The organism is Natronoarchaeum mannanilyticum, assembly GCF_039522665.1.
Taxonomy (GTDB): Archaea; Halobacteriota; Halobacteria; order Halobacteriales; family Natronoarchaeaceae; genus Natronoarchaeum; species Natronoarchaeum mannanilyticum.
Map to the genome: position 1 here is coordinate 219405 of NZ_BAAADV010000008.1, position 26994 is coordinate 246398.

The 26994-nt window shown below is 55.6% G+C and carries 16 protein-coding genes and 1 pseudogene; 5 read left to right on the plus strand and 12 right to left on the minus strand.

The window, feature by feature from the left end:
* Positions 1-68: 68 nt before the first annotated feature.
* Together ABDZ81_RS17795 and ABDZ81_RS17800 are read right to left on the minus strand one after the other, a co-directional pair.
* Positions 69-479, minus strand: a complete 411-nt coding sequence (locus tag ABDZ81_RS17795) for an SWIM zinc finger family protein (protein ID WP_343775876.1) — start codon at positions 477-479, stop codon at positions 69-71.
* Positions 480-542: 63 nt separating this feature from the next.
* The gene (locus ABDZ81_RS17800) at positions 543-1466 is read right to left on the minus strand and encodes a transcription initiation factor IIB (RefSeq protein WP_343775879.1); all 924 of its coding nucleotides are present in this window, start codon (positions 1464-1466) and stop codon (positions 543-545) included.
* 273 nt (positions 1467-1739) lie between these two features.
* Between ABDZ81_RS17800 and ABDZ81_RS17805 the strand changes: the two genes are divergently transcribed.
* The 3 genes from ABDZ81_RS17805 (at position 1740) to ABDZ81_RS17810 (ending at position 2747) form a co-directional block, all read left to right on the plus strand.
* A complete protein-coding gene (locus ABDZ81_RS17805) occupies positions 1740-2036 on the plus strand; it encodes a PadR family transcriptional regulator (protein WP_343775882.1) in 297 nt (98 codons plus the stop codon).
* 96 nt (positions 2037-2132) lie between these two features.
* Positions 2133-2282 carry a DUF7837 family putative zinc-binding protein gene (locus ABDZ81_RS18200; protein WP_465263411.1) on the plus strand — a complete coding sequence of 50 codons (150 nt, stop codon included), beginning with the start codon at positions 2133-2135 and terminating at the stop codon, positions 2280-2282.
* A 222-nt stretch (positions 2283-2504) separates the two neighbouring features.
* Positions 2505-2747, plus strand: coding sequence for a PadR family transcriptional regulator (locus ABDZ81_RS17810; protein WP_343776042.1), 243 nt, complete (start codon positions 2505-2507; stop codon positions 2745-2747).
* Positions 2748-3892: 1145 nt separating this feature from the next.
* Here ABDZ81_RS17810 and ABDZ81_RS17815 read toward each other — a convergent pair.
* The 8 genes and pseudogenes from ABDZ81_RS17815 to ABDZ81_RS17850 form a co-directional block, all read right to left on the minus strand.
* A complete protein-coding gene (locus ABDZ81_RS17815) occupies positions 3893-5155 on the minus strand; it encodes a phage NrS-1 polymerase family protein (protein ID WP_343775885.1) in 1263 nt (420 codons plus the stop codon).
* Between the two features lie 429 nt (positions 5156-5584).
* Entirely contained in the window at positions 5585-9949 is a 4365-nt protein-coding gene (locus ABDZ81_RS17820; protein ID WP_343775887.1) for a primase-like DNA-binding domain-containing protein, read from the minus strand.
* 1 nt (position 9950) lies between these two features.
* Positions 9951-13283, minus strand: a complete 3333-nt coding sequence (locus tag ABDZ81_RS17825) for a VirB4 family type IV secretion system protein (protein ID WP_343775889.1) — start codon at positions 13281-13283, stop codon at positions 9951-9953.
* Between the two features lie 6 nt (positions 13284-13289).
* The gene (locus ABDZ81_RS17830) at positions 13290-14486 is read right to left on the minus strand and encodes a TrbL/VirB6 family protein (RefSeq protein ID WP_343775891.1); all 1197 of its coding nucleotides are present in this window, start codon (positions 14484-14486) and stop codon (positions 13290-13292) included.
* Positions 14486-15367 (minus strand): hypothetical protein, encoded by an 882-nt coding sequence (locus tag ABDZ81_RS17835; RefSeq protein WP_343775893.1) that lies wholly within the window; start codon positions 15365-15367, stop codon positions 14486-14488. Before ABDZ81_RS17835 ends, ABDZ81_RS17830 begins: the two co-directional genes overlap by 1 nt.
* On the minus strand, positions 15364-17097 hold the full coding sequence (locus ABDZ81_RS17840) for a DUF8186 domain-containing protein (RefSeq protein WP_343775895.1): 1734 nt from the start codon (positions 17095-17097) through the stop codon (positions 15364-15366). The genes ABDZ81_RS17835 and ABDZ81_RS17840 overlap by 4 nt, the downstream gene beginning before the upstream one ends.
* A gap of 64 nt (positions 17098-17161) precedes the next feature.
* Positions 17162-17644 carry a pilin gene (locus ABDZ81_RS17845; protein WP_343775897.1) on the minus strand — a complete coding sequence of 161 codons (483 nt, stop codon included), beginning with the start codon at positions 17642-17644 and terminating at the stop codon, positions 17162-17164.
* Positions 17645-18602: 958 nt separating this feature from the next.
* Positions 18603-19221: pseudogene (locus ABDZ81_RS17850) on the minus strand (transposase domain-containing protein).
* 1218 nt (positions 19222-20439) lie between these two features.
* Here ABDZ81_RS17850 and ABDZ81_RS17855 point away from each other — a divergent pair.
* Positions 20440-22419, plus strand: a complete 1980-nt coding sequence (locus tag ABDZ81_RS17855) for an ATP-binding protein (RefSeq protein ID WP_343775899.1) — start codon at positions 20440-20442, stop codon at positions 22417-22419.
* Positions 22420-22484: 65 nt separating this feature from the next.
* Here the strand turns inward: ABDZ81_RS17855 and ABDZ81_RS17860 are convergent, their stop codons facing one another.
* Positions 22485-22742: a hypothetical protein gene (locus tag ABDZ81_RS17860; protein WP_343775902.1), complete on the minus strand. Its 258-nt coding sequence runs from the start codon at positions 22740-22742 to the stop codon at positions 22485-22487.
* A gap of 272 nt (positions 22743-23014) precedes the next feature.
* On the opposite strand from ABDZ81_RS17860, the gene ABDZ81_RS17865 reads away from it, so the two are divergent.
* Positions 23015-25483, plus strand: a complete 2469-nt coding sequence (locus ABDZ81_RS17865) for a methyl-accepting chemotaxis protein (RefSeq protein ID WP_343775907.1) — start codon at positions 23015-23017, stop codon at positions 25481-25483.
* Between the two features lie 220 nt (positions 25484-25703).
* Here the strand turns inward: ABDZ81_RS17865 and ABDZ81_RS17870 are convergent, their stop codons facing one another.
* Complete coding sequence (locus ABDZ81_RS17870; protein WP_343775910.1) at positions 25704-26966, minus strand: AGE family epimerase/isomerase; 1263 nt, start codon at positions 26964-26966, stop codon at positions 25704-25706.
* Positions 26967-26994: the final 28 nt, after the last annotated feature.

Here is a 26994-nt window from a genome sequence, read left to right on the forward strand (position 1 = left end):
GAACAGAACGTCTTCATGAAGTCGAGTTTCAATAACCGATTCCACTATTAGAAGACCAGACGGCAGGATTATAGACTCCGACGACCTGTCCGGACACATTCCCAGCAGGGAAATCCATTGGGGAGGGACGCACACTCACAGTCATCCGGCTGATCCGTGTCCGCTGGTGATTCCCCGTCTTTCTGGACTGTTCCACCATCAGCACGCACTTGGCTGGTTGTCGCCGCTTCGACGATCGGCCGCCGAATGGCCACGGCGACCCGATGTTTGCAGGCACCGTCGAATCGCTGATCAGCTGGACACTCACAACAGGTCGGCCGTCCGTCTCGAACCGTAACGGTATATTCGTGTTCTGCCGGCTTCTCGTGGCTACAGTTCCGAACGCGAACGCCGTCTGGTACGATCACGAACTCGAAGGCCTCGTACTGGGCGCGCTTTGCTACTTTACTCGTAAATGAGAGGTCATCTAACAGGTGCATGTACGCTCGAGCGCTGGTCAGTCAGCGCCCACCCAGCAGGGCGCTTGAAAAACTTCCTCCGGTTCAGCTTTCCTTCACAAGTGTGTCGCGATGCGTTCGCAACGTCACCGGCGAGACGCCCGCAGCGTCAACCACCTGCGCTTGCGTTAGCTCTTGGTCACACTCGCAGGCGGCTTTGTAGATGCACGCGCCAGCGAAGCCTGACGGACTCACACCGGTCGTGATCGCTTCGTCCTCTGCTGTCTCTGCAAGCCTTTCGGCGCGACGCCGGACGGAATCGGGAATGTCCAGCTCGGAGGCGAGCCGTGGAACGAACATGCTCGGTGTCATCGGCTTCGCCGGGAGCCCGAGTTCCGCGTTTATCGTCTTGTAGCAGTTCGTCACTCGCGACTCTCTGACCTGTGCGACCTCGGTGACGTCGTCAATCGTCCGAGTACGTCCGTTACACCGACACGCCCCGTGGACGCTCGCTGCGGCCATCCCCTCGATCGATCGCCCGAGGAGGAGGTCCGACGACTGAGCGCTTCGGAAGAGGGCACACGCCTGGTCACGAATCGTCTCGGACAGGCCGAGTGCGCTGGTGATCCGTCGTACTTCGCCCAGGCCGTGGGAGAGATTGCGGTCCGCTTTCGATTGCCACTTCCCTCGGGTCTGTTCGCGCCGTAGCCGGTCGAGTTGCTGTCGCTTTCGACCAGAAAGTACGTTCCCGTTCGCATCGGTCCCGCGCCCAATCTTCGTCGAGAGCCCACGATCGTGTCGAGCGACAGTGAGTGGTGCGCCCGTTCGCTCTCGTTCCTCTTGCTCGAATGACCGCCACTCAGGTCCGCGATCGATCTGTTGTTCGTCGATGACGAGGCCACAGTTCTCACAGACCGTCTCTCTCGCGTTCGTTGTGACTCGTCCACCACACTCCGAACACTGGTTCGTTGTTACCTCCTGCTGTACGTCTTCGTCGAACGTCGTCGCGTAGATATCACTAGTCGCCATTTGTCTCACCGAAGTTCTGAGGTTCCCTTTTGAGCGGGCTCCTCACCCATTGAGGTGCAAATAAACTCTTCCCGCGAGAATCGGTCTTTCAGGTGTGGTGAGACGGCCCTGATGACTGGCTCTTGCTGTTCCTGAAGTTTAGTAAAAGCTAGCTGATCCCGCAGTATTTTATTATAAAAACCACCTACAGATAGTGTCTACCGCCTGTCCTGTGGGATATCTACTGGGGAATTATGTGCCCGTCTATTGATACCGCTAGACAGATAGGGTAGTATGCACGATTTGACCGGATTCCAACGCGACCTGCTGTACGTGATCGCGGGCCAGGACAAACCACATGGTCTTGCCGTCAAGGACGAACTCGAGGAGTACTATGAGCAGGAAATTCAACACGGCCGATTGTACCCGAATCTCGATTCTCTGGTCGAGAAGGAACTCGTTGAGAAGGGAGAACATGACCGGCGGACGAACTACTACGAGCTGACGCAACGTGGCCAGCGCGAACTGGAAGCACGGCGGGAGTGGGAACAGCAGTACCTCAACGAGGCAGAGGTAGACCTCCCAGCGTAATCCTGTGGTTGCTCATCGTCGCTCTGGATTCTTGGAACACCTATTTCACGGATGCCCACTAACTCACGTTTGTCGATAGCGAACCCCCTCCATCGCATGACTCCGCAGCACTCTCCGATTGGAAACTGTTCGTATTGTGGGTCAGAGATCCGATCCAGTCACATACTCATCGAATACGAGGCGGACCAGGGAGACGGGATCTGGGCTGAGTGCCCCAACTGTTCGGAAGTTGTCGATCCTGAATAATATATCGAAGAGTTGCTCTTTTGAGAGCTCTCTCTTCGGGAGACGGAGGGGTAGATATAGGGGGTACATTACCCGGTCAACCTGTCGAGGTGTTTCCGCCTGATAACCAGTTAATACCCAGCCTAAACCATCACATAACAATATGAGGTACCCCCGAGATAGATGTCTATGAGCCTCTTCGAGCTCACGGCGTTTCAGCGCGACCTGTTGTTCATCATTGCCATGGTAGACGAGCCATCCGGGCAGGAGCTTAAAGACCAATTTGAGGAGGAAACGACAGCTACCGTAAATCGTGGGAACATCTATCCGAATCTCAATACTCTTACTGAGAGAGGGTTCATCAACAAAGAGAGCCGTGATTGCCGAACAAATTGCTATTCTCTTACTCAGCAAGGCCGCTCTTGTCTCCATCAACGTCACAAGTGGGAGCAAGAACACTTAGCTGGTGCCCAACAGACAGTCTGAGTACGGTTATTCAACTCCAGAAACACGGCTAAGAGACGCATTCATTCAGTGACTGCTGGAGGAGATCGCACGTAATTGACGTACAACAAAAAGTATAATTTTGCGACTAGCTTGGAATAGTTTTGTATTCTGCTGAAATGTTTATCTCCGGACTCGCCTATGTCATTCATATGATCCAAAAAATACTCTCAAGGTGGAGGAGTGACAGCTCCACTGAAACTAATGGAAGTTACTGTATTGGCTGTAATACACGGTTTGACGAACCTATGGAGAACTGTCCTAACTGTGGTAGCGTTGTAGTTCCCAATCAGAGGGACGGGGAACCGGATCTATAGAGGCATATACTATTTCGAGAATGATCTGGAAACTTCTCAGAGTCGTGGAAGATGAACCTCAGGAAGCTATATCAGGTCGCTACTGTAGGGGCTGTGAAAAAGTAGTTATGGATGGTAGGGGGTTCTGTCCGACATGTGGTGCGGACACTATCAAACGTTCTCAGAGTGATGAGTAGCCAGTGCTGTAAATATGCGGATCTAATCGTTTGGCTGATCCAGGCTTGTCGCATTGGATCGTCCCGCTGTTGATCCGGTAGAAACAGGTGTTACACTTATTAGGTGTACTTTCGACACATGACTTGTCGGGGCATCCCCGACAGAAACCCGGGCCCAAAGCTTGGCGTCGCATAATTCCAAAGCCTGGGTCTGGTAGTAGGTGACCAACCAGGGGATTTGGGGGTACTCCCGTCCCCTCAAATCCCTGCTTCTGCTATAACCTGTTCAATCAGGAGGGGACACCTACGAAACGAGTTCGAACGTATCCTGATCACAATCAGGACAGTAGTCTTGGAGTATGGGTTCGAGTAGGGATGTGAAGCCAAACACGAGCGCACCACAGGCGGTGCAGCGAATATGATCTGGCAAGATTAGACCCTCTGGAAGTGTCGGAGGGTGTAATTGGGGTATATCATTGTCTGTAGAAGTGCGAGCCGCCGAATTATGGTTGGGACCGTAGTTCGTGGCTCGCTAATAGAGTGACGGCCCCTATACGGATAAGGAGGACGACTGCTCGGAAATCATCAATATGCATCCTCACATAACAGCCAATTCAGCTGTGCGCTACTGAAATAGCCAGAGTTTAGCACTCCTTCAGTCACTCTCAAACAACTGCTTTGTCCGTCGCCAGATGGACGCTGTTTCTGACCCGCTATTGTCCTCTCTTGTGGAAGTCGACTGGTCTTCGTGCACCTGCTGCCGCTCTCGGTCACGATCAGTACGTTCTGGCGTAAGCCGCTCGATTTCTGCTTCGAGTTGGTCAATACGCTCGTTTTTCTGTTCGAGCCGTGCCTCGAGCTCGTCGACACGATCAGCCAGCAGCCGATTTTTCTCTGTTAAATACACCCAGGTGCGCTCCGAGCTATCGCTGCCTTCGTCAGCAGCCGGCTTCTCTGTACTACTGTTGGGGCGATTTGACTCGTCGGTGGCGTCTGGATCGTAGAACTCGGAGGTATTCGCAATCGCCCGCTCGATGGTCTTTTCACCGTACGTCGACCCGTCGGCGTAGTGGACTTCGTCCCATTTCGGTCGGATGAGTCCGGACTGTCGAAACAGCCGGTCCATCTGTGTCTGCTCGCCACCGGTCCAGAACGCCAGCATACAGCATAGTGCCATATCGGCTTCAGACTGACTTTCGTAGCTGCCTGTATGTCCGTTCCAGAGGCGCTCGAACTTCGCCCCGTTTGAGGCGTTCGTTGCTTTCTCTATGAGTTCCTCGTCCGTGAGGTCGGTACTGACGTCGCTGCCCTTGTCTGTCTCAGCGTCTTCGATATCGGTCCTACTGTGACCGGACTCAGACGCTTCGCCGTTGGTGTCCTGTATGTACTCGCTGTGAATCGCCACGAGTGCGTCTTGTCGATGAGCGATACGCGAGGGCGTCCCGTCGACGTGATCACCAGTAACTGTGAAGAAGCGCGCGTTGTCGTACAGTTCGACGCTTCCTTTGCGGTTTCGTCCGTCGGGCAGGTCACCTTTGGTCAGCACGTGGTAGCCAGTTCCGGACGGCGAGATCTCGGTGAAGGAGTCGAGTCGTTTGATGATGTCTCGAGCCGTGTTGTCCACGTCTTCGCTTTCCGGGTCGCGGCAGTCGTCGAGATCGACGCCGACGTACGGATCGTCTTCTGTAAACACGAAGCCGACGCCGTCGGCGTCCCCAGTTTCGGCGTACTCGAGGGCTGTCGCGAACTTGGCCCACGTGTCCGGGTCTGTTGATGATGCGAACGAACCGGTGCTCGGCGTTACTGGTATTTTCGTTGGCTTCCCGTCGCGGTGCTCTTCGCGCCAGCACACCCACTGCTCTCGGGTTCGAATCCCGGCTGGCAATGCGTCGCTGTCGATGATCGTTGTTTCACTCATGGTGATATTTCGAACGGCCCACTCCTCTTGGGCCGATACAAAATCTCACTACGCTGCTCTTGTTCTCGGTCACTGGTTGGCGACCCGACACGGGTCATCGGGGATGCACAATCGTCTCGAGACATCAGCGACATAGACCGATCGTTCTCACCTGGGTGGCACGCATCAGTTCCAACGGTGTGCCCCCCTTCTTTCTTAGTTGGTTTTTGCCGTAGCGACGGTCGTGATCGGGCATATTCGCTACAGTAGCCCGGCTTACGGCAGGGATATTACCGTAAGCCGTCGATGCCGTAGTACCGTCGCTACTGTAAGTGCCGTAAGACCGTTCTGGCGTGCGCCTCTCGGCTAGTTCCTCAGCGAGTGATGCTGTCTGATCTGTCCCGATCGTCAAGGTACCGTCTCCGCGACAGTCTCGATACCACTCCCGGATCATGACGTCCAGCCCTCCGCGAGTTCGACTCCTTCGTAACACCGAACAGACGACCCGTCGCGGTATCCGACTGTCCGTTCGAAGTCGACGTGATTGCTGAGCCGGCGTGCGAACCAGTTCTTCGAGTCTGGGGAGATGCCGTGCTGCTCAGCCCAGCTTTCGTACGTCGCATACACTGCTGCGGAAGTGGTCGCCCCGCTTTCGGATTCCCGCAAACAATCCTCGGCGAACTTGGCAACGGCCGCATCTGGATCGTCTTTCCACTCTGCCTTCGTTTCGCCGGGTGTCGACGTCGATGCCGTATCTGACTCCCCGTCGTCCAAATCAGAATCAGCTTCGGGGGAAGAACCAGGATCCGATCTCGCCGGCTCGGTCTCTGTCTTAGTATGAACGGACTTCTCCTCTCCGACAGATGGCTCGGGGTTCCCGACTGTGAACGACGTCTCGAGAAGCTCCGACAATGGGTGAGCATCGCCGTTACGGTAGACAAACGGCTGTTGGTCACCGTCTTCGAGGACGATGATCGCGTAACTCCGTTGATCGTACTCGGGAACGGGAAGTGTGTCTTCCGGGACGAACGGGCGCTTGATCCGCGACCACTCCGACTCGAACGCCGACTTTTCCTCGTAGACGTGACGTTCGCCGTGTTCGTCGACGACGTACTCGTCAGCCGCCGGATCGTAGCTGTAGACGGCCGGAACGCGATCCTTGGTCAGTTCGTCGAGCGATCGGAGGCGGATATGTTCGTCGGCCTGACCGTCACGCAGGACGATATCGCCTTCGTCATGCGTCCAAACGCTCTGGTCAGTATCGCTTTTTATCGCAACCGGACGGACGGCAGTGACGCCGCCCTGCTCGGTCGCACCGCCGTTGAACGTGATCGACGAATCCGACGTGTAGAACCGCTGCTCTCCGCTCTGGAGCACGCGAACGGGCGGTGACAGGATTCCTTCGACGCGCTCGGCCCAGTACGTCTGCGAATCGTCGGTGCGGACGACGAACAGCGGTATCTCCTCGGCCTCCTGCGCTTTCCGGAGGTTCGTCAGTACCTTCGAGGGATTCTCCGGCGTCGTCGTTTCGACCTCGATAGCGAACGTCGGATCGAGATCGGGGTGTGTCGCTCTCGCGTCGGGTTTCTCGCTCCCGTCCTGTGAGAGGATCGAGACAGTGAACCCCAGAGACGTGAGTTCCGATTCGATCTCCAACAGCGCATCGTCGTGATCGCTACTGCCCGCAGCTCGCACGTTTCCGGTGTCAGGAGTGGCGACCTGTTCACCCGCCTCCGTGAGTTGAACGACGACATCGTCAGCCTCGATATCGACCGTCGTATCGACGAGGCGAGAGCGCTGCCGAATGTCCGTGAGTTCGTTCACCGACGGCGGGTCGGCATCGACGTCCTGGTACAGTTGCCGGAGTTTACCGTCGACCGTTTCGACCGGTACCCACTCGTTCTCTTCACGCACGCCGCGTTGCAGCTGGACGCTTCGGATCGTCTTCGCGATCGCGACGTCGAGGTCGTCGGTGGTAACGCTGAGGACCTCGCGAAGTTCGTCGGGCGTACTCGCGTCCGGCGTTGCAGCTTCCTCCGAGACGCCAAACCCATCGCTCACGCGGTTTTGAATTGCCGTCAGCGTCTCCTGGAAACGCTCTTCCTCTTCGTCGGTCAACGGCTGGGTGCTTTCGGGGTGTCCCTCCGGAATCGGAAGTGGTTCGACGCTGAACGGGTACGGACCGGTTTTACCGAACGTCGGACTCGGCAGACTCGCAATCCATTCGCCCCGCGGTAGCGATCGAATTCTGTTCGCGAAGTCGACGGGATCCATCTCCTCGTGTGCCATCGCCTGGGCCATCTCCTGGTCGACGTTGATCTTCCCGACCAGCGACGTCCCGATGTTGTTCAGGGCGTTCAGGTACACCTTCCGTCCGCCTTCAGCTTCGATCTGTTCGGGAAACTGCATCGACAGTCCGACCGACAGGCGAAAGCCCCGTCCTTTCTCGAGCAGGTCGTTCATGATGTCGGAGACTACGACGGACGCCGCTTCGTCGATCAGCAGATTCGCGACGTACTCGTCGGGCTGGCGATCGAGATTTCGCTTGCGCTCTTTGAGGGCGTCGTCGAGATTCGTCAGGATCACCCCCGTCATGATCGTCGCAGCATCGTCGCGGAGGTCACCTAGGTCGAACAGGATGACCTTGTTCTCGTCGAGGACGTCCCGGAAGTCGAACCGGCGCTCGGTGTTGTTGAAGATCTTCCTGAGGTGGGTGTCCTGCGAGATGTAGGCGAGCCGGTTCCCGACGCCACCCATCACATTCGAGAACGTACTGGAGTCCAGCTGCAGCTGCCGGCGGATCGTCCGCTCGATCTCCTCGTCACTCGTCTGAGGAACTTCCGCCATATCGGGCTGGGGCGGGCCAGCGTCCCACAGTTGATCGACGGCGTGTTCCAGTTGCTGATGCGCGAAGTAGTTCTCCGACTCTCGGTATCGCCCGTTCTCCCGGCCGTACTCTTCGTCGAACAGCGTCTTGATCAGCGACTGGATAACGGTGGGGGCGACGGTCGCTCGCTCGTAGCGCTCCTCGCCCATGACGAGCTTCAGAAGCTCTTCGTAGTGATCTGCTTTCCGTTGGACGGCGTCCTCACGCCGCCGTCCGTTCTCCAGCGAGGGCTCCAAGTTGAAAAACGAGAATCCCGGAAGGACGTCTGGTACCGGGAAGTGGATCACGTTCTCCTCGAGGTCGGACAGTCCGAAGCGCCGCCCGTGGGCGCGCATATAGTTCTCCGTCATACCGTCGCCCTTCGGATCGATGAGGACGACTGGTCCCTCCGTATTAGCATACAACGAGAGCATATCGTTGATGAGCGCTTTCGACTTCCCCGAGCCAGTCGTCCCGAATCGTCCGTAGTGCGTCGGAAGGAGTCCTGGTGGCACGTGTGTCGGAATACCTTCCGGAACACCGTTCTCGTCGAGCGCGTAGCCGATCGCCATCCCGTCACGGAACTCGCGCATGAGGTCCTGGTGCGGGCGAGGAAGCGGATTGCGGCTCTGCTGTTCGGCTCGCGTGCCTCTCGTTCCCTCGACGGTGAGATCGCCCGACGACGGCGTCAAGATGAAGTTCGCGAGCTCATCTCCGTTCAACACGAGATCGGGCCGAGTCGCTCCAGAGCCGGTAGTGATCTCACGGTCCCGCAAGCGCGAGAGTTCCCGCTGAGCGCGTTTTTCTTTCGTCTTCTGTCGGAGTCCCCCCTCGCGTAATCGCTGGCCGTCAACGCCGTAGAAGCGCCCGTCGAGCGAATCGAGCGCAGAGCACATCGTCTCGAGACTCGATTCGAGCGACGGTGGAACAGAATCCTCCGAGGGGACGGAAACCACACGGAGATTGGTAGTGAACGTCCGCTCTGGCGAGTTGTCCTCGATACGGTCGTACCGTCGCTTTGCATCGCCTCGCAGGTCAGCCGCCGTCCGCTCCCAGTTATCGTCGAGAAGAAAGCCCAGGACCTTCTGACCGAGTGTGTCGCGCCCAGCGAGGAGGTCGGCCTGACGGTCGACAGCGCTGGAGGTCCAGTCCGGTTTTCGGCGAAAAACGACTTGGAAGGCAGTCGGCTGGTCTACCTCCGTGAGCAGATCGATCAGCGGTGCGAGCGGCGCACGCCCTTGGTCGGATTCGTCAGCGGATCCGGATTGCGTCGCCGATGTCGTGAACGCGGTGAGCGGCGTCATCCAGTCACGTTTCCGTTCGCCCTCGCCCTGCCAGCGGACGCCGACGGGCGAGACGTCATCGATCGGTGGACGGGCTAACACACGACCGTCCGGTGTCGCAGTCGGTCGGTCGAGTTTCGTCCACGGCTGCTCCTTCGGGATCTCGTCCGGCGAAGCGAGTTCAATCACACCGCCTTCACAGTCGACGTACCTGCTGCTGGCTTCGTTGGTGGCCCCGCCGTCTGTAGCGGCTGGGCGCTGATTGCTCTCTTCGAGTTCGCAGTCGCGGTAGAGCTGGTCGTGTTCGACCCGCTCACGGAACTCCTCGTGGGTGTACTCGGCTGGCGATACTAACTTGGCGATAGGATCGAGTGTGACGCGAGAGATGTCGAACGAGGGAGGGTAGATCGTCCGAAGTCGTTTCTCGAACGTGTCTAACTGGCCTCCAGTTACCCCGTAGTAAAACTCGACAGGCTCGCCGTCGCCCTGGCTCAACGCAAGAAACTCGAACGTCGGCGGTGGCGTACTGTAGAGTGGATTCAATCGCTCGCCGAGACTCTGTGATTCAGCGGTCTGGAGTTTGTGGAGGCTGGCGATCGTCTCGGGGACGGAGCTTGCAGCGTACTCCTCCGAGGTCGGTGTTACTCGCAGGTATTCCCGTCGCATCTTATTGGCTCCTCTCCTCGCCTGGGTCGGCGCCTGCATCGGCTGTACCCCCGTCAGCTACTGTCGGCTGGCTATTCTGCTTCTCCGATAGTAGGTTCTCGAGAAGCGCTTCCGCCGAGAGATCGTCGTTCAGCAGTCGCTCTGCAGTCGACCGTGAGAGACCGTAGCGGTTTGTCAGCGCGTTCACTCGGGCTTCGCGCTCGACGACCTCCTCGAACTCGAGGAGATCGTCGGGAGTGTTGCTAATCGCTTGCTGGATGAACGCCCGGTCGTCCGGTTCGTAGTCGATGACCCGCTTTTCGAACTCGTCGGCGACGACGTGGAGCGGGTACGTCCCGTGTTCTTCGACGCGAACGAGCGCCTGGCTATACCCGAGATCTTCCTTGCCGGCGTCGGCGCCGCGAACGTACGTACGCTGCTCGCGCGTGAGCCCGATCTTGTCCGCGGTCTCGTCGTCGAGGCCTGGGAGTTTGTGGAACACCTTGATCGGACACATCCCGAGGATCTTCTCGGCCTGATCGGTCTCGTAGAACTCTTGGGCAGTCTGGGAGAGTAAGACCATCCGAAGGCCGGCGTGTCGCTGGTGGCGGAACGCCGTTTCGAGGAAGTCGAGATTCGCCTGGTCCTCGAACAGGTAGTGGGCCTCGTCAATCGCGAGCTCGACGTTTCGGTCCGTCTTCTTGGCCTGCTGGTAGACCGTCGACAGGAGCAACTGCATCAGGAACGTCTGGCGGTCGATCCCCGATGCGCTCCCCTCGATCTGGCCTAAATCGATGTAGACGACTTTGTTATCGCCCTCCAGAATGTCGACCTCCGACCGTCGGGAGAGGTTTTCGTATGCCCCACCGTCGCGGAACGGCTGAAGTGCGATGGCCAGTTCGTCGGCGTACTGGGCGGCCCGTTCGCGAGCGGACTCCGACGTAGCGATGTTGTGTTCGCTGGGGTTCTCGGCGACATCAGCGAGGACGCGATGGACGTCCGTCATCGTCGGCGAGTTCTCGGGCGTGTGCGTGCTGACGTCGTCTTCGACGACGCCCGCCTGCCGATACACTTCGTCGATGACGTACGAGAGCACGCCCGTCTCGGTTCCGAGGTCGATATCGCGGGCCCTTAAGAAGTTCTCGAGAACGGCGTACACCTCGTCCTTTTTCGCCGACAGCGGCGAGATGCCGTCAGCAGAGTTGAGTACTTCCTGGGGTGTCTCGCGGATTTCGAGCGGGTTCAGTCGCGTGTCGCCGCCCACGGAGATCGTCTTCGCGTCGAGCGCGTCGGCGATACCCTTGAATCCGCCGACGGGGTCGATCAACACGAGCATCGTGTCCTGCCGACGCTTCATCATCCGAGCGTGGCGCATGATATCGCCGAACGTCTTCCCGGCGCCGGGCATCCCGACGACGAGTTCGCTGTGACCGGTTTCGAGCGACCACGGATCGATCCGGACGGGCGACTCGTTGTGACCGTGGTAGCCGTACTCGACGCCCTCGTCCATCATCATGTAGTTTGACGAGAACGGGAACATCGCGCCGATCGCCTGGTTCGTCAGTGTCGACATCCGATCGTGACCGAGTTCGTTCCGCCCCAGCGGTGACACCGTCGCGAGACCTTTCTCTTGCCAGCGGCTCGCGATTTTGAGCGTACAGTTCGCAGGGGCGTCTTTGACGATCGAGCGCAGCCGTGTGGTGTGGTTATCGAGTTCCTGCTTGCTCTCGGCGGAGAGTCGGATGAAGACGCCGCCACGATAGAACGATGCCTTGTTCGCGCGGACGAGCGACCGCATATACTTCCCGCGGTCGATGTCCTCCTGGAGGTCTTCCGCTTTGAGACTGTTCGAGTCGTGCTGGCTGACCTTCAGGTCCGAAATCCAGTCGGCCATCATGTCCTCGGCAGACTGATTGTCGAACGGATCCAGGTGGATGCTGATGTCCGTCTGAAGTTCCGTCTCTAGCAACAGGCGTTCGAACATCCCATCGGCAGGCTCTTCGGGAAACTGCTCGATCCAGAACGTCCGGACGTACGTCTCGTCGTCGATGACCGCGTGGGTCGGCTCCCAGTCGACCGTCGAGGGTGCGATGACCGACTGGTGCATCGTCGACGCATCCGCGAGCGTAGCTTGTGTGGCCCCCTCCATCTCGTCGACTGTTTCTGACGCGTCTTTGCCCTCGGCGTCGAGGCCGTCGGTGGCATCGGTCCCTTCGTCGTTCTCGTGGCCGCGTCTGGCCGTCGCAGTGCCACGCGTATCGGCTGGATCGTCCATCGCGTCGATGACGTCGGTTGGATCGGGCGTCGAAGGGACGTCATCGCTGATTCCGTGAGTTACGACCGGGAATGTCCCGAGTGCGTCGGTGATGTCGCCGTACGTTTCGGTGCGACCGGTCCAGTATTCCTTCGTCACGCGAGCGAGTTCGTAGGCGTCGACCGGACTGACCGAACACCGGTAGAGCGACGATCCGCCTCGGCGGAGCTGTGCCAGGCGGGACTCCAGTTTGTCCTCTTTGAGCCGGTCGCGTTCGGCTTCTGAGAGTTCGTCGGACTGGAACCGACCAAACACGCGCCCGAGGACGGGGACATCGGCGAGATAGGCGAGTACGCTGTCGCCGGTCTCGTCGAACTGCTCGACATCGGCATCGTCGACTGCAGTGATGATGTAGTATTCCCGAATCGTCGTACTCTCGGAATCGACGGCGCCGTTGGCGTCCGTGTTATCGGTGATGTACTCCTCGAGCAATCGCTTGAGGACCGGACGTGATCGAACGTCGGCGTCACCGAGGCGCCGCTGGTGACTACGGACGACGTCGTCCTGGTCGATCTCTCGACTGGTGATGTAGAATTTCACGGGGAAGTCGACGGTCGCGTTAACGAACTCGGAGAGCGACTCGACGGCTTTCGCCCACGCCTCGTCGTCCTCAAGCGCCATGTTCGCCGGATCGACTTTGATCGCGCCGACCAGCGCACCGTCCGACCGTTCGATGGCGTGGGGGAACACCTGCCCAACGCGAGTCAGATAGCGGACGTCACTGTCGTCCTTGCCGTGAGTGTACTCCTTGTTCCTGACTGCCCAGCTGAGGCGTGCGGCCAGCCACTCGGTGAGCCAGAGGTAAGAGGGCTTGACCTTGTGGAGTAGTCCCAGCACGAGGCCGAGCATAACGCCGAACCCGAGGACTGGGATCGTGAACGTCGCCGGGACGAGTGCTGCCCCGATGAGTGTGACGAACGCCACGCCGATGAACAGCATGAGTTCGCCGATCGTGTACCCCTGAAAGAACGCGGTCGTCCCTCCGAGGGAGTGATGAATTCGTCGCGCGCTGTACTCGTGATCGTCAGTGTTGGTACTCATAGATCGTCACCACCGCGAAACCTTGTTCTTCGTCTGTCTGAACGCCTGATTCGAGCGGGCTTTCGCCGCCTGCGTCGCCCGACTCGCGTCTTCTGCGGCCTTGTCTCGCATCCGGCCCGTCTTCGACTTCCGGAGATTGTTGTACTGCTTCGCGTGGACCTTTGCCGACTGGGCGGACGACCCGACTTTGTAGGCGTTCGAATCACCGTTACCGAGCTGCGCCTGCCCGTTCTTTGTCACTGGCCCGTGGCTATTCTGTGAGTATCCTCGGTGGACGTTTCGGGCACCGCGAATAGATTTTCCAGTACCTTTCTTTGCAGCCGTGGCGGCAGCCGCTGGATTCGTGCGACGTGTCCCCTTCCGTGCGATCGTCTGCATCGCAGGGGCAGACCAGTAGACGGTCATGATCGACGTGAGACAGGCTGCTGGAATGAGCACGAGGCCAAGGAAAAGCGAAAAAATCCCGCTTGCGCTCGCCGTGAGCTCCATCTGCCATCCGATCCGGAAGAGGACAGCGGCAGGAAGTCCTGCGAGAATGAGCCCAGGATAGATTCCTCCTGCTCGACGAGCGATCTCCGAGGCCGAACTAAGCGGCCACACGTCGAGCGCCCAGAAGACGCCAAGTAACGGCATCAGCAGCGTTAGAACGAGGATACCAAGCCAACGGAGACTGTAAACGAGGGCCGCGACGACTAAGAGAGCATTCGAGATGATCGCCATCGCCAAGATGACGAAGAGGCCACCGACTGCGGATTCGATGAGCCCTCCGAAGCCAGCCGACATATCGTCGATTGGCGCGAGCGTTAGGCCGAGCGCATCGACGAACTGGAGAGGGATCGACACGAGTGGGAACCAGACAAAGGTACCCATGAGGACAAGCCCGATGCGCCGAAGGAGTCGTTTGCGGCGGTAGCTACTGATCGACCCTGCTCGGAGTCCAATGTAGGACAGGCCGATGAGCAGTAGCATGATCGTCAACGGCAGGATATACTGAAGATAGAAATCCGCGTACAGGCTCTGCCAGGGATCATTATCTGGCGTTCCGACAACGATGTATCGAGAGTCGGATGTTGGCGTCGGAACGCCGACAATCGGTGTAAGAAAGGCCTCGAAGATATCGTTCGAGAATCCAAGGAGTGCCTCCTTGATGTCCGTAAGGACGTTCTCGATCGCGTTCTCTACCTGTTTTTCCATCCACCCCATCAGGTATCACTCTCGTTCGTCTTGAGTGAGCTAGTCGAACCGCTGTCGACGATGGTAAGATCGCACGAGTATTTCTTCCCGCCGTACTCAACAGTCTGTGAGAATGTGGGATTCTTGCCGGTCTGGACGTTTCCAGTGACGGTGAGTGTATCCCTCTCAAGAGAGCCACAATCAACAGCCTCGTAGGCGCCAGTTGGATCTTGCGTCCGATAGACTGGAGCAGTTGTATAAATCGTCGTCTCACCAGGCGGTATGATCCTACGTAGATAGTGTGTCAGAGCCTCCGACGGAGATACCTTCGTATGTGGAGAGTTTTCCCACCGAAGCGCTGTGAGATATGACGGTGCATTTCCCGTATTCTCCACCGTAACCGCGGCGAACTGTTCCCACGACGGCTGCTCCTTGTCCCAGTTCAGATCCGGATAATCCTGTGCACGCTTGACATCTGTAATATCGATTTTTGGATCAAGGGTGATTGTTGTCTCGTCAACCGTCTCATCCCCGGTGATAGCGACGATGCGATACTCCCCGGGCACGTACCCGTCCTCCGTTTCTCCGAGTAGTTGAAATGCGACCTGTGTCGTCCCATCTTGGATTCGCCGAATGGCGTTCGTCTCTCCGTCTGGATTGAGAAGATTCACCGAATCGATGTCAGCGTCACTAGGAAGTTTGACGACGAGTTCCGTCTCGACCATTTCAACGCTCGTGAGCGAATCTTTCTTGCCTTCGGGCGGGCCCGATGACGTAGAGTTAGGAGCATCATTTCTCGATGTCAATGTGGAACATCCAGAAAGCGCCACAAAGCTAGCGCTGAGTCCTCCGAGGACTGTTCGCCGATCAATGCGTCTATCGTTCGTCTTTGAGTTCGTATCGTCGTTCATGTTCGATTAGAGAGACCGAGTAGCGTGCCGCCGGACATATAGTCGAAGCCGAAGACCAGCGCAGCGACCGGGACGAACCAGAGAATCGTCACGACGATGAGTCGGATGAGCGTCTGGAAAGCAGGGAAGTTCGCAGGCAACTCCGTGACGTCGTTCGACGCTGCGTAGGGCTGGTCGGTAAGCCACCACGGTGCCGACGTATACTCACCTCGAATGACCGTCGACGGGGTCGAGATGGTAGTGACGCCAATCCCGCTGGTGTTGAGAGCCACCGTCTGATTCCCGATGGCCACTCGGCCTGTCGTGACAGCCTTTCCAGACGCGTTCTCGGTGACACTTGCACGGATGACCGCGTGGGTAGCGTTGGCTTCGACGACGGTCATATCGAGATTCGTTTCGCGGACGGTCTGCTGGTCGGAAAGCGAGACCGTCTGTGTCTGCCCCCTGACGATACCCTGGACTGTGACATCGCGGAATGCACTACCATCGAGGTGAGATGAACTCAGAGCGATCGAGTCTGCGTTTCCGTATCGATTGGCGGCCGCTATGTCGATGTTCGGTGGCAGTGCTGGTCCCGAGTGTTCTGTTCCCCACGCCTCCTCGATGGCGAGTGGTCGCTCGCCGCCCTCCGTCAGTTCGGTTGGGATATACGCTTCCTCCTGACTCGGGAAGGCGTGAACCTGAACGGGGCGGACGGACGACTCGGTATGTGACGTATCTCTGGCAGTGCTAGTGACCATCGTCTGCCAGCCCGACCGCCCGGCAGTATAGAACCACCAGTTGCTCCGGACGCGAACATCGCCGTCGACGGCGATCGTCGACCATTCAGTGTTTGGATGAACGACTGCCCCGACTCGGTTCTGATCTGCGTCGAACCGGACTTGCTGTCCAGCGGTGTCCGAAATGCGGTTTACGACTACGTCTCTCGATGTCGAGACTGTCTTTGATGCGTCGGTAGTTTCGCTCTCTCGATCCCAGTCTCCGTTACAACTGGATGTGGAATTATCCCACTCAGGGCATTCTAGTGTAAGTCGACGGAGTTCGACAACGATCTTCGCTTCGACGGTTAACCGCGATGTCTCCGAGAGACTGCCATACGTGAGGGCTGCCTGATGGCCATCTTCGACGTCGACAGTGCGACTATCGACGGAGAGCTCGACGGACTCGATACTCGTTTGGGAGACTGACCATCGTTCTCGGTGTGATCCAGTTCGATCATCCTGCGGAACGGCGACTCGGTAATCACTGAGTGCGAGGACTTCACCGTCCGGAGCAACGTACTGCGTCGTTTCGTTCCCTTGATGGAGTATCGTGGATGGCTGAACAGCGAAGATGCTGACGTACGCGTCCCTGATGTACACGCCATCTTCGAGCGTTGCAGCTTCGGGATGGACCGAGGCATCGTCGCTGCCGTGAGTGTAATCACCGAAGTCACCTTGATTCCATTTCTCCGTTGCTTGCGGCGGTTCACTAAACGGGATGTCTGTCGATCGAGCTAACCGACTTGCGAACTTGGCTCGCGAGGATCTGTTCTCGCTAATACCGTTCTCGTCCAATTGATTCTCCTTGTCGTTGTCCTCTGACCAGAGCCGCTGGAACGTGCTGTTGTTCACGCCGTAGTCCGGGCCATCACTGGGGACTGCACTCGTGTTGATAGACGGCTCACTCTCGCTGATACTTCCCGCGACGATGCCAAGCATACTGCCACTCACGAGCAGAATGGCAACCATGGCGGCTATTATACGGCGGGAGGGCATTGTATACTGGGTAGATTTGTGCCTTGAGGAGCTCTGCTTAGAATGGCTTCACGCAATCTGAGAAGCCAAAGCCCATCTGACTACCAATCTTGTCGATGAGTTCGGGCGATACGAGCGCAAGGGTGACGATCCCGAAGCCGATGCCGGCCATGACGAGTCTCTCCTTCGCCTCATTCTTCTTCTCGGGATTGCCGCCGGCTCGCATATACGAGAGCCCAGCTTTCCCCGTATAGAAACTGGTTGCAGGGAGTCCGAGTCCAGCGACGGCGCCAAACACGAGGTCGATCCCAGTTGCGACGCCGGTATCGCAGTACACGTCGCCGACTTGGCTCTGTGCAGCTGCAGGGCCGACAGCGACAACGAGGAACGCGAGCCCCGATGTAAGTGAGAGTACCTGAGGTGGTACGCGTGCAAGTGCTGCTTTGGTCCGTTCTTTTGTCATCGAATTCGCAGTTTCGTCAATGGAGCTAGGTTCAGTTGACGAATTATCAATCGTAGGGGTAGATGGTGTAGTGCTCATACTGTGATTTCAAGGGACGCTTAGCTGGGCCCCGAATCCGTTTATCTGCTCAATTTGCAGTTCGGTTCTTGGAGTGATGATTGAACGATCATCTCCTCCAGTTGCTGCTCCATCTAGACCGCTTCGAGACGCTATTGTGATCGATCTTTGTAACCACTGCAGTACGCAGGAGTCTAAATGAGTTCGTTGCGGTTCCCTGTTGGAGGACTTTTGAACTGATCGGCTGATTTTCACTCTAGTCTTTATATCCTGTATCATTCGGCAACTCGTTAGATGGTTTTGAGACAGCAAGTATGCTGACCACCAGTATCATATATGCCTTCTGTTCGATATTTTGTCCCTGAATACTAGTATCGAGGAATATGTAATTATCGTCCCTCGTATTTCTGAAGCCCCTTCGTGACATGACTAATCGGCGACAACGCGAACAGAAACTCGAAAGCGAACTCTAGTACATACTGGGCAGGCCTCCGATGCGTTCTACACGCTCGATTACGAGTTCCGGTTTATGCACGTCAACAATCGTGCCGAAGAGTTCATCCAGCATACTGAAGCGGAGTTACTCGGGAGAACCATAGGAAGTACTCTCTAGTGTCGCCAAGAACGATGGGGTCCGGGACGCCTTCCAGACGGCGATGAACTCTAGGGAAGCGACGCCTCTCGAATTCTACGACGAGACGCTCGGATTCTGGGCCAAGGTAAATCTCTATCCCTCCGAGACTGGTCTCTCTACGTTGATCCTGACAGCCAACTCATCGACAGCGACCTGCGACGGCTATGCCGTTAGTAGATCCGTCAGACTGTCGGCCAGACGGTGAATCCACTACCAGACCGCTCCGTGCAAGCGATCAATGCCGAGGGGCCGTAACATGGCGGGTGTTTCCCTGATCGATAAGCCGATAGAGGTGAGTGGACGCTGAACGCCCTGACGGGCGTCGGCGTCCGCTCACGGTCATGTTTAGTTTGTAGCATTGTGCCAGACAGCAAAGGCTTGGAGCCATGAATCTGCTGTTGATGGTTTTGGGTGACTAAAAGAGTTTAAAAACGAAGAGGTACATCGTTTTATCTGACGAAAGATACGTTCAGCAGCGTTCTGATTTCCATGTTTTTCGTATCGAAATCCGAGCGCAGATCGAGGGAGTGCAGTCTGGAGATGCTTTGTACCATCGACGAGAAACACGGCATCGAGGTCAGGTTTCTTAGTGAGTTTCTGTGAAAATTGTTCTGTCAACGCGGTTGTAGTCGTCGAATACAGACGGATATAGAGGGCTTTGTTCATTTCCGGATCGTCAATAGTGTACACGCCAATAACGATAACTGTCTCGTCAAGCGTAACGTGATTCGGCTTCTTATTTTCTGCCGGCTGTAGATCGTACTTATAAACCTAATCGTGGACTGCCTTGTGACTCCGTTTGACACCTATTCCCCCAAAATAATCTAATAGTATCCGAAAGCGAGGGACCTGCAATATGGAGCCGGATACTTAGCTCCATCAGCTGACGTGGTGTCAGCTCTTGCTCCACGAAACTCAGATCGATCCGGTCGCTACATTCACTGAGGCGGCGGATTTTTAGCACAGAGAACCACAAAATCATACTTCCTTACTTTTCACACTTAATGAAGCAGCACCCCGCTCACGCTGCCAATACCTCAAGATCATCTGTTGCAAAATTCTCTCTTCAGACCGCTGAGGGGCATAAACCCCTAGCTCTTCGGTCTGTCCATTCCATATATAGTGATCCTGCAGACATCAGTGTATGAGAAGAAACGTCCAATGTTCGAATGAAGAGGATACAACAGACCCCTGAGATTATCCTCGCGCAGTTCAAGGGAGAACTGCTACTACCGGCAGAAATAGTCTGGAGGACCACTCACGAAGTTCTGCTACTGAGATATTATTGCATCTCTGATGGGGGAAGGACTAGCTAGCAAGTTCTTTACTTCCGTTTTCATAATAGACACGATAATAGAACCCCTCCCATCTGAGATACACAGAACCTTCATCATTCCGCTGCTTAATCCGACTTTCGAGTAAACTGATCTCTGGACGCCTATTCGGATGCACACACTTCTCAAGATTAGTCGCTGACTCGACGAGCTGCTTCTCGTTGGTGGAGAGATTGCTGTACTGGATCGGATTGGTCGAATCTTCATCAACGTCTGACTTAAGTACTGAATCAAGTCTTAAACGAATGTCTGAAGAACATTTGCTCTCCGTGATAGAATCCGACTTTGACTCCTCTCTTGATGAACGCTGCTGATCTTTAGTCTGCTTTGACAGACCTGGTACACCGTTATCTGCTAGGTCTGTACAGCCACCGGTGGAGAGAAGTCCTATAAAGAAGACGCTCTGGAGTACTGACCGACGAGAGGATGACATATTAATAGATGTTGGATATCTAACTATAGTTCTTGTGATCTCTTGGCCATAATTGTGAAATAATATTTCCTCATGAGCAGCTACGAGTGGCGGGCACCCACCCGCCCACAGGAGATTTCCCGTGTATTACCCTCGAATAGGCCAATGGATTGACCAGCGGCAGTATCAAACTACCGCGAATAGATAGTTCATGGTCGGGTATAAAAAACCTTGCCATTCCCTCAATTATGGAAATACCTCAGCGTATCTACCACCATGTTGGTTTGATCCTGATGAAAATTGATCATTGCTACCGCCAATAGGTGGTTATCCTTATTTCAAAAGTGTAATTGGTCGGCATCGCCATTATATTCAGGAATATACTCACGATACTGAAGAGAAGCTATTAGATATCTAATTACCGAGTCAACTACCAATGAACGTCATACTCCAACAACCAGCAACTGTACTCGTGGTCTCGACGAATACCAACTACGTCAACCAGATCAGAGAGGCGCTCTCCAAGAGTACTACCGGGAAAGTAGTTCATGAATCCTCAGCTGATGAGGCGCTTACTTTCATCACCGACGAGGAGTCGGTCGGTTGCGTCATCGCTGACGAAACAGTGGCCGACATTACGTCATTTCGAGCCGCGCTAGCTGATACTGATAGATACCTTCCCTTCATTTTCTGTTCGTCAACCTCTAAAGAGAATCTGATGCGGGAATTGACACGAAATGGACCGACTACGATCCTTTCAACACTATCCAACGACAAGTCGCTTCGCGAGATCGTTGATGAGTCGCTCACTACGTACCACAAGGATCGAATTACCGCTGAAGAGAGCGATATGCTTCAGACGATGATGTCGGAGATGAATGTGCCAATTTTTGTCAAGGACTCAGAGGGCCGTCATCTCCGAATGACGAACGTACCTGGTGGGGTCGACGAAGACGTTGTGATTGGCAAAACGGACCTTGAAGTGTACAGCTATGACTATGAAGCGGCTGAAGAGTTCTATGCAGACGATATGCGCGTCATCAACGACGATATCGCAATTCGGCAAAAAGACGAGTCATCGGGTCCTCAGGGAAGCAAACACTATGCTAGAGCCAGCAAAGTTCCCTGGCCCGACAAGGATGGTTCGAACAAAGGATTACTCGGGATTTCGGTTGACATTACTGACCTAAAGAAGAGGGCCAAACGAGCCGACCAATTGGAAGATCGCCTCGAACAATTTGCGAGCTATGTCAGTCACGATCTCCAGAACCCGCTCAACGTTGCTAGCGGTTACACCCAGATTGCGAAGGAAGGCGATACGGAGGCGCTTGATACTGTAGAGGAGGCGCTTAACCGTATCGAAGAGATGCTCAATGATTTGGACTACCTCGCACGGCAGCCACCAGAAAACGGGGGGGCGGAATCAGTAGAAATTCCGATCATTATCAGACGGATCTGTTCGTTCATCTCGACCCGTGAGGCCGAGATTGAGATTGAGATGCCTGAGACAGCGAGAGCTCAGACTTCCGTCGAGGAACTGCGACCGCTTCTTGAGAATTTAATTCGCAACGCCATAGTTCACGGTGGGGATCAGGTCACTGTGCGAGTCGGTACACTTGACGACGGATTCTACGTTTCCGATGATGGTGTAGGAATTCCACCTAGTAAGCGGAAGAAGGTCCTCCAACGTGGCTATACGACTGCCGAAGACGGGTCCGGTACTGGGTTAGCAATTGTCTCAGAGATCGTAGAGCGAAATGGCTGGACGCTGAACATTACTGAGAGTGAAGAGGGAGGTGCTCGCTTCGAGATTCACGACGCACTCGTAGTTCCTGATCCCGTCATCCAGTACACTCCTGGCGAGTCCATTGAACTTGACGAGTTCACATCCGTGCCAGATGCCGAGATCACAGGTGGTATCGAACGAGACGGATCAAATTGGACTCTGACGAGTGGTAGAGACATCGAGCAGCAAGGCCGAGGCTTCTCATTTGCGTACACAGAGGTTTCTGGCCCAGTACGGATACAAGCGAGAATTCAGTCAGTTGAGCACGTTAATGACTTCAGTAACGCTGGTCTCATGATAAGAGGCGGACTCAAGATGGACGACTCATTCGGCTTCGTGGGCCACACTGTCGGTCAAGGGGTTGAATTACTCTACCGTCACAACCCTGACAACGAACCATATCAAACCTTCCTCAATCACGAACAGCCGTATCAGTGGTTCCGGCTGGATAGAATCGGGGAGACGCTTACGTGCTCAGTCTCAGTGAGTGGGGATGACTGGAAACCACTTGACCAGCGTAGGATCGCTTTTGACGATCCAGTATTTGTGGGAATCATGGTGAATAGCGTCGTTCCGGGGGAACCATGCAAAGCAGTGTTCTCCAATGTTGAGGCGATTGATCTGAGATAGTAAACTAATATATCTCAGGGATGTGGTATAATTGCAGATTCCGTCCACTGGCATAAACTCTGCTCTTACGAGTCCTTGCAGCCAATTTTCTCGATGTAAATTTCCGAGTTTTCCATCTTTATCGCCAGACGGAGATCACAGACCGTAAACGATATTTTGATACTAGTTGAAGAGGAGAGAATAACTCTTTCGAGCGCCTCAACATCGATCTCGTCGTAAAGCTGGTACTCCTCGCTTTTAACACCATGTGCTTCCAAAGCCTCTAATATAATAATAAGCAGGCTCTCAGAAGTATCTATACGGTCTGTCGAGAAGGTTGACACCGTCATTGTACACTATGATATCCCACGTATATACTTAAGTCGATCCATATCTGGGACCTGATTTTTGTATACTTAATTATGTGAGCGCATTTCACTTAGGCATACGTACTGCATTGCAGTACCACTAATATCCATAACCTTGGCGACTGGGTTTAAGAGATGGCCCCAGTAAAGGAACGGTGGTACTTGGAGTCTCGTTCGAACAGCAGTTACACTATACTATCATGTAGATTTATGTATTGTGGACATAGTGATCATTCTGAAGAGAACGTATGACAGCAGATAGTCCGCCCAGCGACACGAAAAGCGGTAGCTCTACTCAGAGCTCAGGGATTGCAGCCAGAATTGTTCCGGATTTCATACGGAAACGGTACGTGCTGAAATTCGCCGTAGCGTTCGCATTTGTCATGCTCATAATTGGATGCGTCGGCGCTATCGGATACAGCCAAACGCAGGGAACCGTTGAGCAGAATACCGAAAACCAACTCACCTCAACCGCGAAACTCCAAGCCGACTCAATGGGTGAGTGGGTTGAAGGGATGCGTCGTCAAACCATTCTCTTGTCGGAAGGAGAGGCGGTTCAGGATGGCAACGCTGAATCGATCGACGCATATGTTTCGACAAAGAAAAGTTCTGTATCTTTGGAGATGAAAAATATACACTACGTCGACGCCAGCGATGGCTCCGTAGTGGCCAGTACACGCGAGGGATATGATGGTAGAGAGTTATCGAATGTTTCGGCGCCGTGGGGTCAACAATCATTTTACGACCAATTATCAAGGCACAGCTCGGTAGCGATCACAAATTCGTCATACTACTCTGGCGCGTTTAGCGGTCGTGTCATCGCATTCGCCAGTCCAGTCCGTAGTCAAGAAGACGGGTACATCGTTACGGTGGGACGAGCAGAACAGCGTGTCCAGGGGCTTTACCAGCCGATTGAGGGCGGAGAGACGGTGATCATCAACGGTAATAACGAACAGGTTCTCAGTAATGGATCTGCAGATCAGGCATACACATCTGTCGAATCAGATGGTGACGAAACAACCGCTCAATTCGAACGACGTAACGACGAGGTCATTGCATACACCGAGGTGCCTGGAACTGACTGGACCGTAATCACGAGTACACCAACATCTCAGGCCTTCGCCGTTCGAAACGAAGTGGGCCTGAACATACTCGCGATGCTCGCGGTGGCGCTGCTCGGGTTAGCACTAACTGGCGTTGTCCTGGGTCGGCACACTGTAGTTCCGATTCAGCGACTACAGCGAAAAACGGCAGAGATGGAGAACGGGAACCTCGATATCGATCTTGCAACAGACAGAGACGACGAAATCGGCCATCTATTTGCAGGGTTCAAGAATATGCGCGATGCGTTGCGAGAGCAAATCAGTGAGGCCCGTAAGGCTCGCGAGGATGCCGAAGCAGCACGAGCCGAAACGGAACAGATGAATGAACATCTCGAAACGAAAGCTAACGAGTATCGCTCCATCATGGATGACGCTGCAGCCGGAGATCTGACCGTGCGGATGGACCCAGAGAGCAAGAACGATGCGATGAGCCAGATCGGTCGCACGTTCAACGAGATGCTCGGCGAGATTGAAGCCACCACCGAACAGCTCAAGAACTTTGCCGGGGAGGTCGCAACAGCCTCCGAGCAGGTAACTGCCTCCAGCGAGGAGGTCCGGTCGGCCAGCGAGCAGGTGACCGAGTCGATCCAAGAAATCTCGGACGGCGCAGAGCGCCAGAACGATTCACTCCTGACGGTATCCAGTGAGATGGACGGGCTCTCGACGACGACCGAACAGATCGCCGCCTCTTCGAACGAAGTCGCTGACCTCGCCGAGCGGACTGCCCAAACGGGACAGGAAGGTCGCGAGGCCGCCCAGCAGGCGATCGAGGGGATGAACTCGATTAAGGCCGAGAGCGAAGGTACTGTTACCGAAATCGAACAGCTCCAAGAAGAGGTCGCCCAGATCGACGAACTCCTAGAGTTCATCACTGAGATGGCTAACCAGACGAACATGCTGGCACTCAACGCCAATATCGAAGCGTCGCGTTCCGCTAACGGTGAAGACAGCGGATTCGGCGCAGTCGCAGAGGAAGTCAAGGAACTGGCCACTGACACGAAAGACGCTGCTGAGGACATCGAAGCCCGGCTCGAACAGATCAAGAACCAGACCGATACCACCACAACGGAGGTGCGCAAGACGTCCAACGAGATTGCCGAACATACAGACTCGGTACTCGAAGCAGCAGACGCACTTGAGGAGATTGCTGGTTACGCTCAGGAGACCAATACCGGCGTTCAGGAAATTAGCGCAGCAACCCAACAGCAAGCTGCTGCCACTCAACAAGTCGTGGCGATGGTTGACGAAGCCGCGACGATCAGCGAAGAGACCACGACCGAAGCTGAGAACGTCGCCGCCGCCGCTGAAGAACAGACCACGGCACTCACCGAAGTGTCGCGCTCTGCATCCGACTTGGCTACTCAGGCGTCCCAGCTCTCTGAAGCGCTTGATCGCTTCGATACCGACGCTCACGACAGAAAGCCGTCCCAGCAACTCACCTCCAAACAGACAGAGGAGAAGGTAACGCTCAATCGGGACAATACGGAAAATCGTACAGATAGCACTTCCGCTGACGTGGAAGGTGAGACTCGACAGTCAGCTGAAGAGCACGACGCGTTCTCGTTCGCTGAGTCGCCCACTAAATCGAGGCAATCGGACAAAAAGGAGGACTGACCTGATAATAACGATCATGATGACCTAGGTCCTCTATTCGGTTCTAGACAGTACGGCCTCTGATCGCAGTACTTCACGTAAAATCGTTGTCAGTCGGTGCGAGATCGATTCGTAGCGGAATACGAGGTTCCGCGCGCATCAATGCACTCGTAGCTGGCTGATCCCTATACTGTGGTTCTTTGCCGCCTCGCACTACACTCGATCGAGTATTCGTAACCTTCTACAGCCGTTTTAGGGCCGCTATACACTCGAGAAGCGCCCGACCGTTGTGGTACGCCGCCTTGTAGACTGCTCCTTTACGGCCGACGGGTTCAAGGTTCTCGTCGACGCCAGAGTGCCACTCGCCGTGTTCGCGGTCAATCTGGTACTCGTCAAGGAAATCCCACGTATCAGCGAAGACATCGAGATACCGGTCATCCCCGGTGCATTCATAGGTTCGTAGAGCGCTGGTCATACACTCTGCCTGCACCCACCAAGCTTTGACGCGGAAGCTCGCGGGCTCGTCGAAGCCGCCGTAGAAGTAAAACCCGCCGTGCTCCTCGTCGTACCCATATTCGAGTGAGTAGTCCCACAGCGTCTCGAAGAATTCGCGGTACAAGTCCTGTGAGTGGTCGAGTGCGTCGGCAGCCTCCATGACGAGCCAGACATTCTCCAGATCGTGTCCGTACGAAACGATCTGGAACTCTTCGTCGTCAAGTTTCGGGGCCCAGTCGGGATCGTACTTGTCAGTACAGAAGCCGCGCTTCTTTCGGTAGACCGTGTTGGTGAGAATGTCGAGCAGTTCGTGCAAGCGCTTACGCCCGCGCTCGTTGTCGAAGGCCTCATAGTACGTGGTGAACGCCTCCATGAGATGGAGGTGTGTGTTCATCAGCTTCAGCGTCGGATCAAGGACGCTGTCGCCCGATTCCTTCGGTGACCAGTCCGGCTCGATGTTTTCAAGATACGTCTGCCCCTCTGTAATCGGCTTCCAGTCGGGCGTGAAGTACTCGACATACCCCCCGTGATCACCGTCTTTGGCGTGTTCATCCATCAGATCGACGAGTTTGTGGGCGTAGTCAGCAGCCTTGTCATCACTAGTTGCACGGTAGTACTCGGAGAGGGCATAGAGTCCAAACGACTGACCGTACAGGTGTTTGTTGGGTTTGGATGTAGTCCCGTCGCGCCGGACTTCCCACACGAATCCTCCGTTGGTGTCATCCCACATCTCGTTGATCAGAAACGCGAAGCCGTGATCGGCGATCTCGCGGTACTCCTCGCCGTACCCTTCGCGGGCGAGCCGCGCCGTCAACCAGACCATACGCGCCTGCGTGACGACCTGCTTATTTCCGTTACCTGCAAACTCGCCGACCTCGTCGTAACTGGTGATGAACCCACCGTGTTCTTCGTCGATACTGCGGGGGAACCAGAAATCGAGGACGTTGTCCGTCAGCGTCTTTTCGAGTGACGAAAGATACTCGTCTTTAAGCGTGGCTACATCTGGCATTGCGGATAAACGATTGTCTACGCGATGG